General features: G+C 46.0%; 20 protein-coding genes. 17 read left to right on the top strand and 3 right to left on the bottom strand.

The genetic code is table 11. The annotated features are described in order from the left end of the window. The first annotated feature begins 123 nt into the window (after positions 1 to 123). The 8 genes from QF041_RS08145 to QF041_RS08110 all read left to right on the top strand — a co-directional run bounded on the left by QF041_RS08145 (position 124) and on the right by QF041_RS08110 (position 7,150). A complete protein-coding gene (locus tag QF041_RS08145; RefSeq protein WP_307413435.1) occupies positions 124 to 639 on the top strand; it encodes a hypothetical protein in 516 nt (171 codons plus the stop codon). Positions 640 to 716: 77 nt separating this feature from the next. Then, a complete protein-coding gene (locus tag QF041_RS08140) occupies positions 717 to 1,421 on the top strand; it encodes a response regulator transcription factor (protein WP_083677370.1) in 705 nt (234 codons plus the stop codon). Further along, the gene (locus QF041_RS08135) at positions 1,418 to 2,458 is read left to right on the top strand and encodes a sensor histidine kinase (protein WP_047842622.1); all 1,041 of its coding nucleotides are present in this window, start codon (positions 1,418 to 1,420) and stop codon (positions 2,456 to 2,458) included. Before QF041_RS08140 ends, QF041_RS08135 begins: the two co-directional genes overlap by 4 nt. 34 nt (positions 2,459 to 2,492) lie before the next feature. Next, complete coding sequence (locus QF041_RS08130; protein WP_373461380.1) at positions 2,493 to 3,218, top strand: cytochrome c biogenesis CcdA family protein; 726 nt, start codon at positions 2,493 to 2,495, stop codon at positions 3,216 to 3,218. An 18-nt stretch (positions 3,219 to 3,236) separates the two neighbouring features. Next, positions 3,237 to 3,803 (top strand): redoxin family protein, encoded by a 567-nt coding sequence (locus QF041_RS08125; protein WP_307413431.1) that lies wholly within the window; start codon positions 3,237 to 3,239, stop codon positions 3,801 to 3,803. A 16-nt stretch (positions 3,804 to 3,819) separates the two neighbouring features. Beyond that, on the top strand, positions 3,820 to 4,914 hold the full coding sequence (gene msrB, locus QF041_RS08120) for a peptide-methionine (R)-S-oxide reductase MsrB (RefSeq protein ID WP_307413429.1): 1,095 nt from the start codon (positions 3,820 to 3,822) through the stop codon (positions 4,912 to 4,914). A 16-nt stretch (positions 4,915 to 4,930) separates the two neighbouring features. Beyond that, complete coding sequence (locus tag QF041_RS08115) at positions 4,931 to 5,059, top strand: hypothetical protein (protein WP_307413427.1); 129 nt, start codon at positions 4,931 to 4,933, stop codon at positions 5,057 to 5,059. Between the two features lie 180 nt (positions 5,060 to 5,239). After that, positions 5,240 to 7,150 (top strand): AraC family transcriptional regulator, encoded by a 1,911-nt coding sequence (locus tag QF041_RS08110; RefSeq protein ID WP_307413426.1) that lies wholly within the window; start codon positions 5,240 to 5,242, stop codon positions 7,148 to 7,150. A gap of 137 nt (positions 7,151 to 7,287) precedes the next feature. Here the strand turns inward: QF041_RS08110 and QF041_RS08105 are convergent, their stop codons facing one another. Then, complete coding sequence (locus tag QF041_RS08105) at positions 7,288 to 7,959, bottom strand: hypothetical protein (RefSeq protein ID WP_036608867.1); 672 nt, start codon at positions 7,957 to 7,959, stop codon at positions 7,288 to 7,290. Between the two features lie 44 nt (positions 7,960 to 8,003). Further along, complete coding sequence (locus QF041_RS08100; protein WP_105598328.1) at positions 8,004 to 8,525, bottom strand: zinc metalloprotease; 522 nt, start codon at positions 8,523 to 8,525, stop codon at positions 8,004 to 8,006. Positions 8,526 to 8,753: 228 nt separating this feature from the next. On the opposite strand from QF041_RS08100, the gene QF041_RS08095 reads away from it, so the two are divergent. The 5 genes from QF041_RS08095 to QF041_RS08075 all read left to right on the top strand — a co-directional run bounded on the left by QF041_RS08095 (position 8,754) and on the right by QF041_RS08075 (position 12,783). After that, positions 8,754 to 9,431 (top strand): SOS response-associated peptidase, encoded by a 678-nt coding sequence (locus QF041_RS08095; protein ID WP_307413423.1) that lies wholly within the window; start codon positions 8,754 to 8,756, stop codon positions 9,429 to 9,431. A 188-nt stretch (positions 9,432 to 9,619) separates the two neighbouring features. After that, a complete protein-coding gene (locus QF041_RS08090) occupies positions 9,620 to 10,750 on the top strand; it encodes an NADH-dependent flavin oxidoreductase (RefSeq protein ID WP_307413421.1) in 1,131 nt (376 codons plus the stop codon). Between the two features lie 137 nt (positions 10,751 to 10,887). Then, complete coding sequence (locus QF041_RS08085; RefSeq protein ID WP_036608860.1) at positions 10,888 to 11,655, top strand: DeoR/GlpR family DNA-binding transcription regulator; 768 nt, start codon at positions 10,888 to 10,890, stop codon at positions 11,653 to 11,655. A 20-nt stretch (positions 11,656 to 11,675) separates the two neighbouring features. Further along, on the top strand, positions 11,676 to 12,134 hold the full coding sequence (locus QF041_RS08080) for an OsmC family protein (protein ID WP_076327802.1): 459 nt from the start codon (positions 11,676 to 11,678) through the stop codon (positions 12,132 to 12,134). Positions 12,135 to 12,192: 58 nt separating this feature from the next. Next, entirely contained in the window at positions 12,193 to 12,783 is a 591-nt protein-coding gene (locus QF041_RS08075) for a DUF2062 domain-containing protein (RefSeq protein WP_307413418.1), read from the top strand. On the opposite strand, the gene QF041_RS08070 is transcribed toward QF041_RS08075, so the two are convergent. Continuing rightward, positions 12,761 to 13,690, bottom strand: coding sequence for an AEC family transporter (locus QF041_RS08070; protein ID WP_307413417.1), 930 nt, complete (start codon positions 13,688 to 13,690; stop codon positions 12,761 to 12,763). The two genes, QF041_RS08075 and QF041_RS08070, sit on opposite strands and share 23 nt — an antisense overlap. Before the next feature lie 214 nt (positions 13,691 to 13,904). On the opposite strand from QF041_RS08070, the gene QF041_RS08065 reads away from it, so the two are divergent. From QF041_RS08065 to QF041_RS08050, 4 genes are all read left to right on the top strand, one after another. Further along, positions 13,905 to 14,987, top strand: coding sequence for a lactonase family protein (locus QF041_RS08065; RefSeq protein ID WP_307413415.1), 1,083 nt, complete (start codon positions 13,905 to 13,907; stop codon positions 14,985 to 14,987). 417 nt (positions 14,988 to 15,404) lie between these two features. Beyond that, a complete protein-coding gene (gene hxlA / locus QF041_RS08060) occupies positions 15,405 to 16,037 on the top strand; it encodes a 3-hexulose-6-phosphate synthase (protein ID WP_036670570.1) in 633 nt (210 codons plus the stop codon). 4 nt (positions 16,038 to 16,041) lie between these two features. Continuing rightward, entirely contained in the window at positions 16,042 to 16,605 is a 564-nt protein-coding gene (gene hxlB / locus QF041_RS08055; protein WP_047842632.1) for a 6-phospho-3-hexuloisomerase, read from the top strand. 267 nt (positions 16,606 to 16,872) lie between these two features. Further along, positions 16,873 to 17,232, top strand: a complete 360-nt coding sequence (locus QF041_RS08050) for a winged helix-turn-helix transcriptional regulator (RefSeq protein WP_062833989.1) — start codon at positions 16,873 to 16,875, stop codon at positions 17,230 to 17,232. Positions 17,233 to 17,242: the final 10 nt, after the last annotated feature.

Here is a 17,242-nt window from a genome sequence, read left to right as displayed (position 1 = left end):
TTTTATTGAAACCTGACCTCATTTATATATCGTAATGGTTTCGTAATACTTCGCTTAGAGAATCGTAAGCTGTCATGCTTATTGTAATCCATGTAAGTAATAAACGAATGGAGAGTGATAAGAATGATGAAAACAAATAAGAGCAAAAAAGCGATGGTAGCAGCGGTATTGATGATGTCTATGGCCTTTTCTGGATTGGCAAGTGCTGCAGATATGAAAACGATTAAAAAGGATGGCATGGAACTTGTTCAATTGAGACAGGCGGCGAAAATGTATGATTACAGCATTATGTGGGACAGCAAGGACAGATCTGTAACTTTGATGTATATGGGCAAAATGGACGACAAGATGATGAAAGACGACACCATGATGGAAGACGACATGAAGATGAAAGACGACAACATGATGGAAGATGACATGATGATGAAAGATGACAACATGATGAAAGACGACATGATGATGGAAGAAACGATGATGCCTGCGGGAAAAACGATTAAATTGTGGATTGGATCGAAAAAAATCATGGTAGACGGTATGCAAGTTAACTTGAAATCGATGCCTGTCATCCATGAAGGGAATTCGTATGCGGCTGAGTCTGTAATTAAACAATACATGATGCCAGCCATGGGAATGAAGTAATTTAAGGGCTAAGCATCGCCATCACCATATGATATGATTGGCTCAAATGTATTTTCTGGAATATGGGGTGGGTTCGTTTGAATGAATGTGTACTGGTTGCCGATGATGATACAAATATTACGGACGTTTGTCGCAGGTATCTGGAACGGGAAGGTTATCTTGTCGTGACGGCCAAGGACGGTTTGGAGGCTATTGAGCTGTGGCACAGCCAAACGCCAAGCTTGATTGTGCTCGACCTGATGATGCCACATAAGAATGGTTGGGAAGTATGCAACGAGATTCGGCAAACTGAGGATGTGCCCATTGTAATGCTGACGGCCCGGGGTGAGGAACAGGACCGTCTGATGGGACTGACGATGGGGGCGGATGATTATCTGACCAAACCATTCAGTCCGAGAGAACTCGTCTTACGTGTAAAGGCAATCCTGCGGAGAATGCGAATTGCGCAGGCATCACCTGTTACAACATCTGAATATACGATCAATTATGAAGGGCTTACCATTGATTTTACCAAGCGTGAAGTGCATATCAGCGGGCAGGTAATTGAATTGACCGTTACAGAGTTTGAGATGTTGTATTTGCTGGCAAGTCACCCGGGTCAGGTGTTCTCCCGTAACCAGATGTTAAGCAAGATTTGGGATTTTAGCTATGAGGGAGATACAACAACGGTGACTGTACATGTTCGGAGATTACGAGAGAAGATCGAACAGAATCCTTCTGATCCAAAATATATTAAAACAGTTTGGGGCATAGGTTACAAGTTTGCGGGTGGTAGTTCATGAAACTTCGCACATACTTGGTGTTGTCCAGTCTCACAGGCATTGGCGTATTATTAATTTGTTTGTTCATCAGTTATTCCAAAATGCTGCTTACGATCGAACAATTCTATTGGTTATCGGCTATAACGGCAGGGGTAGGCTTGCTTTCGTTTATTCTTCAATATTTGCTGACTAAGCCATTAGAGAAATCAATTGCGCGAATTACACAGCAGACAATACGAATTGCCGAAGGGGATTTCCATACGGAAGTCCCCCTCATCGGTACGCAGGAATTTAAGCTCCTGGCACAGCAATTTAATGAAATGAGTTCCAAGCTGAAGGAAAGCTTTGATCATCTGCATCACTCAGAAACCGCGAGACGAGAGTTGATCGCCAATGTATCCCATGATTTACGGACTCCCTTGGCATCCATTCAGTCATTCGTCGAAGCGTTGGAGGATGATGTCATTAAGGATAAAGAAACCTTTCAACGTTACCTGAACACGATACGACTTGAGACGAAGCGTTTGGGAGGGCTTATTCAAGACTTGTTTGAATTATCCAGCCTGGAAGCGCAAGGGGAGGTATTTGACCCTCAGCCTTGTCACGTCGATGAGTTGCTGCTCAGTACATTGGAGAGTTTTTCGTTTCACCTCGCCGAGAAAACGCTGAACGTTGAAATCGATTTGCCCGATAAATTACCAGCCGCGGTCATGATGCCTGCACAAATGAAGCGGGTCCTTTCCAATTTGCTGCAAAATGCCATTCAATACTCTCCTGTTGAAGGAAAAATCATTCTGGCTGCCGAAGAAAAGGGGCCGTTTATACGAATTTCAGTTACGGATGAAGGGGAAGGCATTGAAGCGGAGGAGACTTCGCGTATATTTGAACGTTTTTATCGAATTGACAAATCACGCAGCAAGAGTAATGGGGGGGCCGGGCTTGGCCTTGCCATCGCTCAATCCATTGTGGAACTCCATGGTGGCGAGATCGGGGTTCAGAGTACAAAAGGAGAAGGAAGCTGCTTCTGGTTCACGCTTCCGATCTACGTCAGTCGTTAACCTTGGTTAATCAAACGCAGTATTTATTCAGGTGGTGAATGACTTGACCAGTGATTTGGTTTTTCTTTTCGGGGTTTTTGGTGCAGGATTGTTATCGTTTTTTGCGCCATGTATTCTGCCGCTGATCCCGGTATACGTGTCTTATCTATCCGGAAGCATGGTCAACGGTACGAATCAGCAGCAGCCAGACACCAATTCGGTTTGGTTGCGGTCCACACTTGTTTTGCGGACATTTTTATTTGTTCTTGGGCTGTCCCTGGTATTTGTTTTACTCGGTTTTGGTTCCGGCATCGTTGGTAATTTGATCTCAAGTCCTGTGTTTATTGCCATCTGCGGAGCCATCGTGGTGCTTTTTGGGATTTATCAAACCGGTTTGATCCGACTATCCTGGCTGGAACGGGAGAGAAAGCTGTCAAACGATCAAGCCAAACGGGGAGGGTATGTCGGAGCGTTCCTGTTGGGTCTAACGTTTAGTTTTGGCTGGACGCCTTGTATCGGGCCTGTGCTGGCGGCCATTCTTGGTATCGCCGCAGGAGAAGGCTCTCCACTGTATGGCGGGTTTCTCATGTTCCTGTATACCCTTGGATTGGCGATTCCTTTCCTGATTCTGTCCGTTTTTTCGGAATATGTTATGAAGCGGATACGTCGTTTATACAGGTACATGGGTGTCATCAAAATAACTTCCGGCTGTATTCTTATTGTCATGGGACTATTGTTAATGACAGACCGGCTAAACAGCTTGGTGACCTGGTTTCAATAATCATTGGAGGAGTTTTGTATGAAGATGGCGCGGAAATGGATGGTATCTGTAATCGTATTCGCTGGAGTACTGTTGATCTTGAGCGCATGTGGATCACAGCAAACGGGGTCATCATCAACCCCAGCATCAACATCCGATATGAGTTCGTCAACCATGATGAACAAGGGAGAGACGGCTCCTGAATTTTCATTACGTGATCTGAAAGGAAACACGGTTGGACTTTCTGATGTTCAAGGCAAGAAAGTGTATGTGAAATACTGGGCTTCCTGGTGTTCCATCTGCCTTGCGGGTTTGGAAGACTTGAACAATCTGGCTGGTCAAGACAATGATTTTCAAGTCATTACGATTGTTACGCCAGACTACAAAGGAGAGAAATCCTCCAAAGCGTTTACTGAATGGTTTGACCAACAGCCATATGATAACATAACTGTTCTTTTGGATGAGAAAGGTGTATGGGCCAAGGAATTTGGTGTAAGAGCGTACCCTAGTTCCTTTTATATTGGCTCTGATGGTATTTTAGCGAAATCGCAGCCAGGGCATGCATCCAATGAACAGATCATGGAATCATTACAAGAGATTTTGTGAGAAGGGAGGAAGTGTCATGAAAAGGACGCTGCTCGGCTTGTGCCTCCTTGTTATAGCGATAGTTGTGTCTGCTTGTGGAAACAGGGCTGAGAGCCATTCATCTTCATCTTCATCTTCGATATCTACTCAACCTGGCAAGGCATCGAGTGTCTCCGAGGAAAACCTGAGTAACCTGTACTTGGCAGGAGGCTGTTTCTGGGGTGTGGAGGCATATATGGCTCGTATTCCAGGGGTTCAGGATGTGACTTCCGGTTATGCCAACGGTGAAGGAAAGAATCCAACCTATGAGGATGTTATACGCGGGGACCAGGGGTTTGCGGAGACCGTTCATGTAAAATATGATCCGCAGCAAGTATCTTTGCAGAAACTGCTGGAATCTTATTTTCGAGTTATTGATCCTACCAGCTTGAATAAGCAGGGCAATGATCGTGGAGTTCAGTATCGGACTGGAATATATTATACGTTGCCTGAAGATGCCAAAATTATCGAGCAGGCTGTAGAGGCAGAGCAAGAAAAATATGACCAACCCATCGTAACGGAAGTAATGCCTCTGCAGAATTATTATTTGGCGGAGGAGTACCATCAGGATTATTTGGAAAAAAATCCGAACGGATATTGTCACATTGATATGACTGTCCTGGATGACCTGGAGATTGGAATTGATCCCGCTCAATATCCACGTCCAACAGATGAACAATTAAAGGAACGATTAACAGACGAACAGTATGCGGTCACGGTAAACAATGATACGGAGCATGCGTTCAGTAACGAATACTGGGATAATGAGGAGCCCGGTCTGTATGTGGATATTGCAACGGGAGAGCCGTTATTCACCAGCCGGGATAAGTATGACTCCGGTTGCGGGTGGCCGAGTTTTACAAAACCGATTGTACCTGAGGTTGTTACCTATACAACGGATACGAGCTTTGGTATGGATCGCACGGAGGTACGAAGCCGGGCAGGTGACATCCACCTCGGTCATGTGTTCGATGATGGTCCCGAAGATCGTGGTGGCAAACGTTACTGTATTAACAGTGCATCGATCCGCTTTATTCCGTTAGACAAGATGGAGGAAGAACGATACGGATATTTATTGTCTTTTGTCGAGTAGAGAAGGGCAGTAGCAGATGAAAGTGCAGTTCAATTCCAGAGAAGGGCTGCAATCTGCCGATGCGGGTTACAATACAGGACGCATTCAGGTTTGTTCCAAGCTGACTTTATTAAAAGATAATAAGGCCAAAATAAAAAACGGTTGAGATCTCTCTATGAGGGATTTCGACCGTTTTTTATTTTGCAGCATCTAACAAAAACGAAGGTAGGCTTCAAAGATGGTTGCATCATTGTTATAATTGATAATCATTATCAATTATAGGTAGGTTTTTAGTCACAATGCCAAGGTATTGTGTGTGTTTGATCGCTTAGGAGAGGGAGTTTATATGGGAATTCAGAATGACATCAAGCTGTGGGATCAGGTTCAGGTTCGCGTGCTTGATGTGCGTCTTATATCACTCGCAACACACGAGTTCATACGCAATTATGTGTTACCGACGAGTGCATTTGTGTATGTTCAAGGCAGGGGGCAGGTCTGGCTTGATGAAGAGGTATGGACTACAAACCAGTTCTTGTTGCTGCATGGGGGAAAAGGAAGACGTCTAACACTTGAAGCGACAGGGGTTATGGAGGTACATCTGATTTTGTACAAATCAACCTTGCCCTCCAATGTGCTTGTGGAGTACCGAATGATGTTGAACCAGCGTAATCCGTTTGAAGAGTCTTGGGCGACAGTGCCGGATCATACACTTGAGCTGCGTGAGCTTGTGCGGAATATACATGAATGTTGGTCAGGGCAGGAGCGAGTGGGCAAAATTCAAGTCAAAGTGTATTTTTTTCAACTGGTACAGCTTGTCTTGTTACAGCGGAGTCGCATGTTTAACGTAGTTCAACAGCCTTCGCTTACCGATCAGGTTTTGCGATATATCAAAGCTCATTACCGGGAATCCATCTCACTTGATTTGCTTGCCCAGTCCTTGAGTTACAGTCCGCAATATGTATCACGCAAATTCAAGGAACAGACGGGATGTACACCGACAGAATATGTGATTCGGTTACGAATGGGTGAGGCAAGGAGTCTGCTTGCGTCCACAGAAGCTTCATTACAGGAGATTGCTGCGTATGTGGGTTATGTGGACCCATTTTATTTCAATCGTATATTCAAAAAAGAGACCGGAATCACACCAGGGCAATATCGGTTGAAGCAGCAGGAAAACTCGAAATCAGTTTCAAAAAGTACATTAAATGCAACAAATCAATCCATTGTAACAGGAGGGGATGAACGTTATCCTTTAATTGATGATGATAATCATTATCAATATAAGGGAGATGAGGAAATCAACATGTTTAACCATTTTAAATCAGCGATTATGTCGCTTGCGCTTGTACTCACATTGAGTGCTTGTGGAACAGCCCAGCAGGGGGCAGAAACATCCGAAGTTGCGGCTGAACCCGAACAACCGGCAGTCGTGGAAACCCAAATGGTAAATACGACCTTTGGTGAGGTAGAGATTCCTGCACATCCCGAGCGAGTTGCTGCCATAGATTATCTGGGAACGGTGCTTGCTCTTGGTGTCAAACCGATTGGTGGAGGCCAATTTCTGATGAACAGTCCTTATCTGGAAGGTCACATGGATGGTCTTGAAACGATAGGGGATTCCGTTGAACAATTGATGGAGCTGGAACCTGATCTTATTATTACATTGAATCCGGACAAGGCGGCTTATGAGAAATATAGCAAGATTGCTCCAACCGTTTCGATCGCATCCATCACTTTTCCGACACTCAAGGACGAAGTGAACTATTTCGGTAAAGTCCTTGGCAAAGAAGCGGAAGCAGAGAAGTGGCTGGCTGATTTTGATGAGGAGATTGCCAAAATCAAGCAGGAGGTGCAGAGTGTTGTTCCAGCTGATGCTACATTCTCCGTTATGCAGGAATATGATCGCCAAGTCTTCATTTTTGGCAATCAGTCGGGCCGGGGAGGGCGTAACATCTACGAATTGCTTGGTTTGCAAGCACCAAAGAACATTCCATCCGAGTTGATGCAGGGCGCCTATCATGAATTCTCCATAGAACTGCTCTCCAAATACGCTGGAGATTACATTGTGCTGACCAGCAAGTCTCAGTTGAAAGACCTTCAGGCAGATCCGATCTGGGGTTCATTGCCTGCTATCAAAAATGGAAAAGTGTACATATGGACGGAAGAACAATCCTGGTTCCGTGACCCTATTGCCTTGTTGAAACAGACACAGGATCTGGCTGAATGGATTATTGGACTTAATACACCGTCTAAATAAGGAACTTCAAAAAACCGTGCCGCCCAGTTTGCTGAGCAGCACGGTTTTCATTTTCTTATGTAAGACTGAACAGTAGAGGGGATTAGCTGCCTGTACGGAGATGAAATAACAGTGTGGTGTGATTACCGTATAAGAGTTTATTCGCTCTTTTGTTCGTTCTGAATTTCTTGCAGATCCTCCAGTTGCAGTGTGAGGTCATTCTCGGGGTTTGCGCTCACAATGACTTCTGACTGTGATTGTTGCTGACCTGGCTGATTCGACTTGGCGGCAGGTTTGATCACGTAGAGACTTTGAACGGAGTTGAGCAGGCTGGCAGGGGTGTCTTCATACGTTTCCAGGAAGAGTACATAGTCTTTGGTAGGAATCAGCTTGAGGTTGTCATCATTAATAATCTCGGTGTTGCCAAGTTGTCCGCCAAGTTGCTTCACTTCAAGTTTTTCCCCGGCAGTGTAACCGCCTTTATAGGATTCAGCGACCTGAATCGTGTGGATCGTATAGATTTTGTCAAAAGAAGCTGGCTCTCCGCCCGGATCGGACGCAGGGTTTAACTCGTTTTCATTGGCAGCATCAGTAACTTGTACAATATCGTTTAAAGCTTCCACACGAGTCTCAACAACACTGCCTTTCACAATGGTATTTGCTCTCTCGGACAGGTCGCCAATGCTGCCATAACTCGGGTAATCTTCAGAAGCAATAATGGTCATGGGTGCATCGGATGGGGACGCGGTAGGTGTAACAGAAGAACATCCAACAGCAGATAAAATGAAAATGGAAGAGAGAAGCAGCGTTAATACTCGATTTTTGTTCATGGACAGGAATCCTCCTTGGATTTTTGGGATAAGTTCGTAGCGGATTAGTACTTGGATTTTACGTTATTGATATCAAAAGTTTGGGGTTGGGTCATGGAATTGCGGTTACGGGAGTAAGACATAATGGAAGGACTGCTTGTTGTTGGGTTGTCACCGAGCCAGATGGAGTGTCCGAGTTCGTGGACAAATACGCTTTGAATGAAGTTGGATAAGTTGGTTGCGTCAGGGGTGATCGTGGATGCATTGAGTTCGATGCGGAAGCTTACGACTTGACTGCCGGATACGGAGGCGTAGTTGACACCATATGCTGTATTATTGAAGTTTCCTGCGGTGATGGTGTTTGGGGAGTTACTTGTTTTGGTGAATTTAACTTTGGCACCTGCATTGTTCCAGTTGGTAAGGGAAGCATCCATGGGAGTCTGCCATGCGGAGGCGTAATTATACGTACGAATGGGGATGGTGGTGCTGGGGTAACCGTAGGTCAGAAAGGTTGCCGCATAGATGGTACTGCCAAACATCGCAATCGCTGAGAACAACATGATGCTCATCAAAAACTTCCTTTTCATACTTAAAACCTCCAATAAATGTATTTTATTCTCTATTATAGTAACAAGTAATATTTGAGTTGAAATGAGTCCGAGGTCGTTGTTTTTGTCGTGAAAAACATGAAATATATCTTGATCAGACCCTAATGGTGTCAAAATAAGTCATTTTCTGTTCGATATGCATGCATAATTTCCCTGAAATAACAAACAATACGTTCAACTTCTCACAGGGAAAGGTAGTGCTTGAGCATGTGTAACCGTTTTTCATTGGCAGCCGATTTGGACGAAGTCAGAGATCATTTCAACATTCAGCGAGTGATGTATTATTACAAAAACCGATACAATATCAGCCCAACCCAGCATACGCCGATTATTTTGCATCAGGATGGTGAGCGTGTACTGGATGAGTTCCGGTGGGGGTTCATTCCATTCTGGGGTCGTGATGCCGTTAACGCAAATCTCATGACGGTGCATGAGAATCCTTCCTATTACAAACTGGTAGAGACCAAGCGCTGCGTCATTCCCTGCAATGGATTATATTACTGGCGGCAAGAGGGCAAAAAAAGTTATGCAGTTCGTGTTGTCATGCCAGATCGCGGTCTGTTCGGCATTGCCGGGTTATACGAGGTGTGGAGAGATACACGGAAAGAGCCGCTTCGTACCTGCACGATGCTTATGACAGGCGCAAACATGGTTACACGTGAATTTGGCAGTAAAATGCCGGCCATCCTCTCCGAAGAAGAAATCAACACCTGGCTTGACCCGGCTAATACACGGGTGACTCAGTTGTTACCGCTATTGAAATCGTATAACAGTACAGAGATGAATCTGTATCCAGTCACCCCAATGGTCGCCAACGATGAACACGATTGTTACGAATGCGTAGAAGAGATGGATCAGAAGCTGGCTTACGTTCGGAGTTTCTGAATATCCTTTGCATGATGTGAAGAAGATGAAGAGGGCTGAGAGTCTGGAGACACTCTGCCCTTTTTTTTCCTTTCTGAAAATGAAAAGTTGCAATTGCAATGAAACGTAACTATAATCATTACAGTAAGTGAACGCATATATTCATATATCTATTAAAAGAGATATTTATAATCAGGAGGGAACCACGAATGAATCCAAAGTTTAACCAGATGTTTCAACAAGTTTCACTGCCGACTGGTATTACACTGAAAAACCGTATCGTGCTCGCTCCCATGACTCATATGTCCTCGAATGCTGATGGTACGATATCCGACGCTGAACTTGCTTATTATGCACGTCGCACCGGTGGTGCTGGCATGTCAATTACGGCTGTAGGGCATGTAACAGAGCATGGCATTGGTTTTCCGGCTCAGTTTGGAGTCTATGATGATCGCTTCATTCCTGGTCTGAAGAAACTGGCTGACACCATGAAACAACAGGGCTCCGTAGCCGTATTGCAAATTTTCCATGCGGGCCGTCTTACGCCTGAACAAGCTGTACCTGCGGGTCAAGTAGTTGCTCCTAGTGCGGTTGCAAGTGAGCGTCCGGGCTCTCCTGAACCAAGAGAGTTGACGGATGCCGAGATTACTTCGATTATCAAAGACTTTGGTGAAGCGACACGTCGTGCCATTGAAGCCGGATTTGATGGTGTTGAGATTCACGGTGCTAATGGTTATCTGATCCAGCAATTCTTCTCCCCACATTCCAACCGACGTGAAGACCGTTGGGGCGGTAGTGTCGAGAAGCGTCTGACTTTCCCACTTGCTGTAGTGGATGAGATTCAGAAAGTGGTTGCCGAACATACCAAACTGCCGTTCATCATTGGTTACCGTTTCTCCCCGGAAGAACCGGAAACACCGGGACTCACAATGGAAGATACGTATGCACTGGTGGATGCGCTTAAAGATAAAAACCTGGATTACCTGCACGTTTCCCTGAACGAATTCTGGTCCAAGCCAAGACGTGGCGAAGCAGATACGCGTTCTAGAATGGAATTCATCCTGGATCGTGTGAACGGCAAATTGCCTGTTATCGGTGTAGGTTCGATTCATACGGCAGATCAGGCCGCTGAGGCACTCCAAACGGGAGTACCACTACTTGCCATTGGACGTGAGTTGATTATTGAACCGGACTGGGTTGAGAAAATCGAGAGCGGACGGGAAGAAGACATTGAAACGATTCTGACCAAATCGGATCAGGAACGTCTGGTTATCCCTGACGGGTTGTGGAATGCAATCATCCACACACCGGGCTGGTTCCCTATGGCAGAAGATAAATAAGATACACTTCAGAACTGGAATGGAGGGGGCGAAAGCTCCCTCTTTTTGCACATGGTCCAGATTCTTCTTGTCATCGCTCTGTGGTATGATGGATGAACAGGATCAACTGGATAATCAACGGTTTGGAGTGAAGGAATATGCTCGTAGCTGAACGGTATGAGAAAATAGTGGAATGGGTGGATACGCAAGGCAGCATGCGTGTGACCGAACTTAGTGAGCGCTGCGGGGTGACAGAAGAGACGATTCGTCGTGATCTGGACAAGCTCGAACAGGCGGGCAGGCTCAGACGGTCCCATGGCGGGGCGGTCAGCGTAAAATACAAGGATGAGTTACAGTCGGAAATTCCATATCCGGAACGGGCTGTAGCCCATGCAGAAGAGAAACGCAGAATTGCAAGCGAAGCGGTGAAAATGGTGGAATCCGGCGACCGGATCGCCCTGGATGCAAGTACAACGGCGTGGTATATGGCTGCAGGATTGCCGAACATTCCACTGACGGTATTAACCAACTCGATTAAGGTCGCCGCAGAGCTGAGTAACAAGGAGCAGATTCGTGTGATTGCCACAGGTGGGCAACTGGCTTCGAAGTCACTGTCTTTTGTAGGACCGCTGGCGGAACGTTCGCTGGATGCCTATCATGTGGATAAAGTATTTCTGTCTTGCAAAGGGGTGCATCTGACCAAAGGCATCAGTGAATCCAATGAATTACAAGCCTTGGTGAAGCAGAAAATGATCCATATTGCGGATGAGGTCATTTTACTTGCAGATTCTAGCAAATTTAACATACAGGCGTTTACCAGAGTTGCTGAGATGAGCAGTGTGGGAAAAGTGATTACAGATCAGGGTGTAGATGAAGAGCACGTTAGCGCATTGATCGAGCAGAATATTACGTGTATACGTGTGTAAACAAGAAGGGAATGAATGTCATGAAACATCCTTTTCATCTGAAAGCGGTATGGAATGGTGGGCGTAACAGTGAGGGAACAATCGATGCAGGTGGATTAAAAACGGTCATATCGATTCCGCAGGAGATGGGCGGACCCGGTACGGGAACTAACCCGGACGAGATGCTGCTGGGTGCAGCCTCCACCTGTTACCTGATCACGCTGGCAGCGATGCTGGAGCGTTCGGATATTACGCCGGATGAATTGACGCTTGAATCGGAAGCAACGGTAGATGTCACAAATAACGTATTTACGTACGAACGGATCGTACATAGACCCCGAATTGTACTCAGCCAAGATGCTTCAGAGGCGGATCTGACCAAGGCTGAGCGCCTGGCGCATAAGGCTGAATCCTCCTGTATGATCTCCCGAGCGGTGGCAGGTAATGTCCAGATGGAGACACAGCCGGTCATTGTTACTACAGGAGCTAATCCGGTGTGATATACTGAAGAATAGACGATTCAAGTTGTCATTTGTGTAAAATAAGGAGTAATTCGGTATGAACACACAGAAGCGCAAGACTAACCGCTGGGTACGTTTGACACGTGCTATGAAGCTGAATTTTCTCAAATTGTTACGTGCTCCCGGAGGTGCCCATAAAGTATCTGCCGGATTTGCCATAGGGTTCGGACTGGAACTGATCGTGATCTCGACTGCTTCCCTGATATATCTCGTATTTTATCCGATTGTGCGACTGTCTGGGGGTTCGGTGCCAGCAGCGATTGTTGGTAACGTGATCGGGAAACTTACGTTTTTACCTATTATTCTGATGCCACTCGCCAAACAAATTGGCTCATGGATTTTGCCTGCTCACAGCATGGGACAGGGACTGGTACATGAGAGTGCATTCATGGAGCTGTTTCGCGGGAACTGGTCGGCCGTGAGTGAATTGTTGCTTGGTGGACTGGATATTCTGGCAGGCATGTCCGTGTTTGGTGTCATTCTGGGTGTGATTTCGTACTTTGTCGTAAAATTCTTCTACGTCAGAGCGCTCAACCGGCGTTATGAACGCCGGTTGGAGAAACGCCGACAAGCGGATATCGCTTCGGTATCACCTCCGGTATTAATCAGGAAGCCATCACAATCATAATCGGCAGCATCAACATGGATGCAGCGGTGGTCCACAGAATACAGCGGGATACAAACTGCGGAGAAGCATTAAACTGTTCAGCCAAAATAACGGCGTTCACTGCGGTCGGCATCGATGCGAGGATCAGCAGCACACTGAACAACGTACCTTCGACCTGAAGAGCGGTCAGTATAAGCCAGGACAGGATTGGCGCAGCTGCGAGACGGACCACAAGCCCGGTCCAGAAAGCTCGGCGTACATTGGACAGCCAAGGCACCGTTGCACCTTTTGGTCTGAGCATCTGTGCTCCCAGAATGGCGAGAACGACAGGAGAGTATCCCGCAGCCAGCATGGAGATCCCTCCATCCAGCGCTTCAGGCAGGCTCAGATTGGACGCACGCAGCGCAATGGCGATGCCAGCAGCATAGATGGATGGCATGCGGAAAACGGACAGAATCGCATCTTTCACCGTGAATTCGGATCTCGCGGCAAAAAAGATACCTACCGTATTAACAATAATCATCTGTCCAATAACGTAGACAGAAGCCTTGTCCAGTCCAAGCTGACCAAAGGCAAGCAGTACAAGCGGGAGCCCGTAATTCACGCAGTTCGTAAACGTGGAGACGAGGGTGAGACCCGCTTTTTCGCTTGCACCCAGACGGAAAACCCGGCTTAACAGCTCGGCGAGGGCCCACAGAGCAATCAGATTAATAATAGAGAACCAGAACGTGCTGGTGACGTCCGTCCAGGTAATCTCTGCATGCAGCAATGTATTGAAGATGAGCGCAGGGCTCAAAATATAAAGGGAAAAGGTCGAGAGCGACCGGGTATCCCAATTTTTGAAGCGTTTTAACAGAATACCTCCAATCACGGGAAGTGATATCGGCAGGAATACATGGTATAACGTGAGTAAAAATGAGTGAAGCAATGCAATTCAGTCCCTTCTGGATGAAAAACCTATCTTATCATAGCAGAAGATGCATCTCATATGAATGGATTTCAGTATGATGATGTGTAGTAATCGCCTTGCTTAACTGAGGATTTCCTTGATGGGCAGCGACAGCGGATTGCTATTTTGATATGGCAGATTTATTATAGAAGAGGTGCAACAAGATTACATACACATAGAGGAGGAAACTGTAATGAGTGAATCAAAACGCTTGCTCGTACTTGCCGGCTCTTACGCCGAAGCGGAAAATGAGGGCATTTATGCATATGAATTGAATGAGGATACAGGCAGCTTGTCCAAGCTTGACGGCATCGCGGGTGTGAAAAACCCAACGTTTGTCAACGTGGATGCTGAAGGAAACAAACTGTATGCAATTGGTGAAACAGCGTCAGCTGAAGGCAACAAAATGTCTGAAGCTGCAGCTCTGAGCATTGATCCTTCTACAGGAAAATTAACGTTGCTGAACCGGAATAACTCCATTTCAGCACCACCATGTCATATCCAGCGTGATCCTTCCGGCAAATACTTGATTCTCTCCAGCTACCACGGTGGCCTGGTAGGTCTGCAAGCCTTGACGGATAACGGTGAAGTTGGAGCGCTTCTGGACGAGAAGAAACATGAAGGACAAGGTGCGCATCCTGAGCGTCAGGACAAGCCACATGTTCACTCCGCATTCTTCAGCCCGGATGGTAAATATATGATGGTACAGGATCTGGGCGCAGATAACATCGCGATCTATTCCATTGATGTAGACAAAAATGAACTTGTGCTGCACAGTGAAACCAAAACACATCCGGGAGCTGGCCCACGTCACTTGGCGTTCCACCCGAATGGTCAATTCGCTTATGTGATCAATGAAGTGGATTCTTCCATTACTTCGTTCCAATATGATGCAGCAGCGGGCACGTTGACTGAATTGTCTACAGTGTCCACACTGCCTGATGGATATGATGGCAAAGAGAATACAACAGCAGAAATCACAGTTTCCAATGATGGACGTTATGTATATGGTTCTAACCGTGGACATGACAGCATCGTTGTATTTGCAGTAGATGCAGATAAAGGACACCTGACACTGGTTGAGCATGTATCTGCTGAAGGTGAGCACCCGCGTCATTTTGCTCTGACACCTAACGGCAAATTGCTGATCGCAGCTAACCGTGATACGAACAACCTCGTGACATTCACGGTAGATCAGGAGAGCGGACGTCTGAAATACACAGGTCACAGCACAGGTGTATCCAAGCCGGTATGCGTAAAACCTGTATATCTGTAAAATGATAAATTTCTAAACCAGCTTTGGCTGGATTGAAAATGAAACGATAAAGATAAAGATAAAGATAAAGACAAAGATAAAGACAAAGACAAAGACCCTGCCATGTGGCGGGGTCTTTTATATTGAACATCTAATTGGATGATTAGATTGCTGTTCTGCTGTAAGCGGGCGGATTGAAATAGAGGATTAATTCTATATTCGATTCACCTAACAACGAACAATTATCAATAGTATCGCCGAAGTAACTACCCCACTTCAAAGTGCGTACTTCCTGAATGGATAGTCAGGGTCTACAATGAATGAGTAGCCAAAACAAACACTGCATGCATCTGAACAGACAAATTGGTGCAGGCTAAATATCTGATTATTATTTTTACAGGAACGAATCATACTTGAATAACAAAGGAGAAATAAATGATGAAATTGCAATTGGCGCTTGACTTGGTAAATATCCCTGAAGGTATCGCACTGGTTAAAGAGGTTGAACAATATATTGATATCGTTGAGATTGGTACACCAATCGTTATTAATGAAGGTTTGCACGCGGTTAAAGCAATGAAAGAAGCATTCCCTAATCTGCAAGTTCTTGCAGACCTTAAAATCATGGACGCTGGTGGTTATGAAATCATGAAAGCAGCTGAAGCTGGTGCGGATCTGATCACTGTACTTGGGGCAACGAATGACAGCACGATCAAAGGTGCAGTAGCAGAAGCGAAGAAACAAAACAAACAAGTTCTTGTGGACATGATCAACGTGCCTAACCTTGAACAACGTGCTCGTGAAATTGATGCGCTTGGCGTAGATTACATCTGTGTACACACAGGTTATGACCTGCAAGCTGAAGGACAAAGCCCATTCGAAGATCTGCAAACGATCAAAGCAGCTGTGAAAAATGCTAAAACTGCTGTTGCTGGTGGAATCAAGCTGGAAACATTGCCAGAAGTAATCAAAGCACAACCGGATCTGGTTATTGTAGGCGGCGGTATCACAGGACAAGCAGACAAAGCGGCAGTTGCAGCTGAAATGCAACGTCTCGTTAAACAAGGGTAAGCAGATGAGCAAAACACAGTACGCAGCTGACATCTTGAAGGAGCTGGAACGTACGCTAAGCCAGATCGACGATGCAGAGATGCAAGCAATGGCTGAGCACATTCTGGCTGCGGAACAGATTTTTGTAGCAGGAGCAGGCCGGTCAGGACTTATGGGAAAGGCTTTTGCCATGAGACTGATGCAGATGGGGCTTCGTGTATATGTGGTGGGCGAGACCGTAACACCTGGGATCAGCTCGAAAGATTTCCTCTTGCTGTGCTCTGGCTCAGGAGAGACAGGCAGTCTGGTAGCCATGGCTCAAAAGGCTAGTCAAGCTGGTGCACCTGTAGGTCTCATTACGATTAAACCAGAGTCCACGATTGGGAAATTGGCAACTACGGTAGTGCGTCTCCCGGCTTCAGCCAAAGAGGACACAGCAACTTCCGGAGCGGCAGTAACCATTCAGCCGATGGGCTCGTTGTTCGAGCAAGGACTGTTAATCGGCATGGATGCTCTCATCCTTACGATGATGGAAATGAAGGGTATGACCGGAGCGGATATGTTTGGCCGCCACGCGAACCTGGAATAGTGAATAGATGAAAGACCGGAATCCTTTGATTATGAAGGGTTCTGGTCTTTTCTGCGATACATAGTCATTCATCTGTATAGATTTTATCCGTGATTTACAGTTAAACTTTGCATCCCGACCAGGCTGTAGTAGAATTAATAGATAGCTGTATCGAATGAATGTACTTATTACATCATGCATGGAGCGGAAAGCTTACCTCGTGTGAAGTGTCCCCGTGATATGTGTAATATACGCGATATAAGATTGAAGATGAGGGGGCTCGGAGCCATGGCAGCCGAAGTCAAGGAACGGATTAATCTGAAAGAAATCAACTGTGAGAAGGAATTGACCCTTGCGGTGATCGGTGGCAAATGGAAACTCATTATTTTGTGGCATTTGGGTCTGGAAGGCACCAAACGTTTCAGTGAGCTGAAACGCCTAATCCCTCATATTACCCAGAAGATGCTAACCAACCAGCTTCGTGAGCTGGAAGAAGACAAGTTGATTGAGCGCAAGGTGTATGCAGAGGTACCTCCTCGGGTGGAATATACGTTGACAGATCACGGTCAGAGCCTGATGCCCGTCCTGCACGCAATGTATAACTGGGGTAAAAATTACGGTGAAAATGTAATCTGGAAAGAAAGCTAAATAAGTTATA

Source organism: Paenibacillus sp. W2I17 (assembly GCF_030815985.1).
Classification (GTDB): Bacteria; Bacillota; Bacilli; order Paenibacillales; family Paenibacillaceae; genus Paenibacillus.
This window is presented reverse-complemented; position numbering and strand designations above follow the sequence as displayed.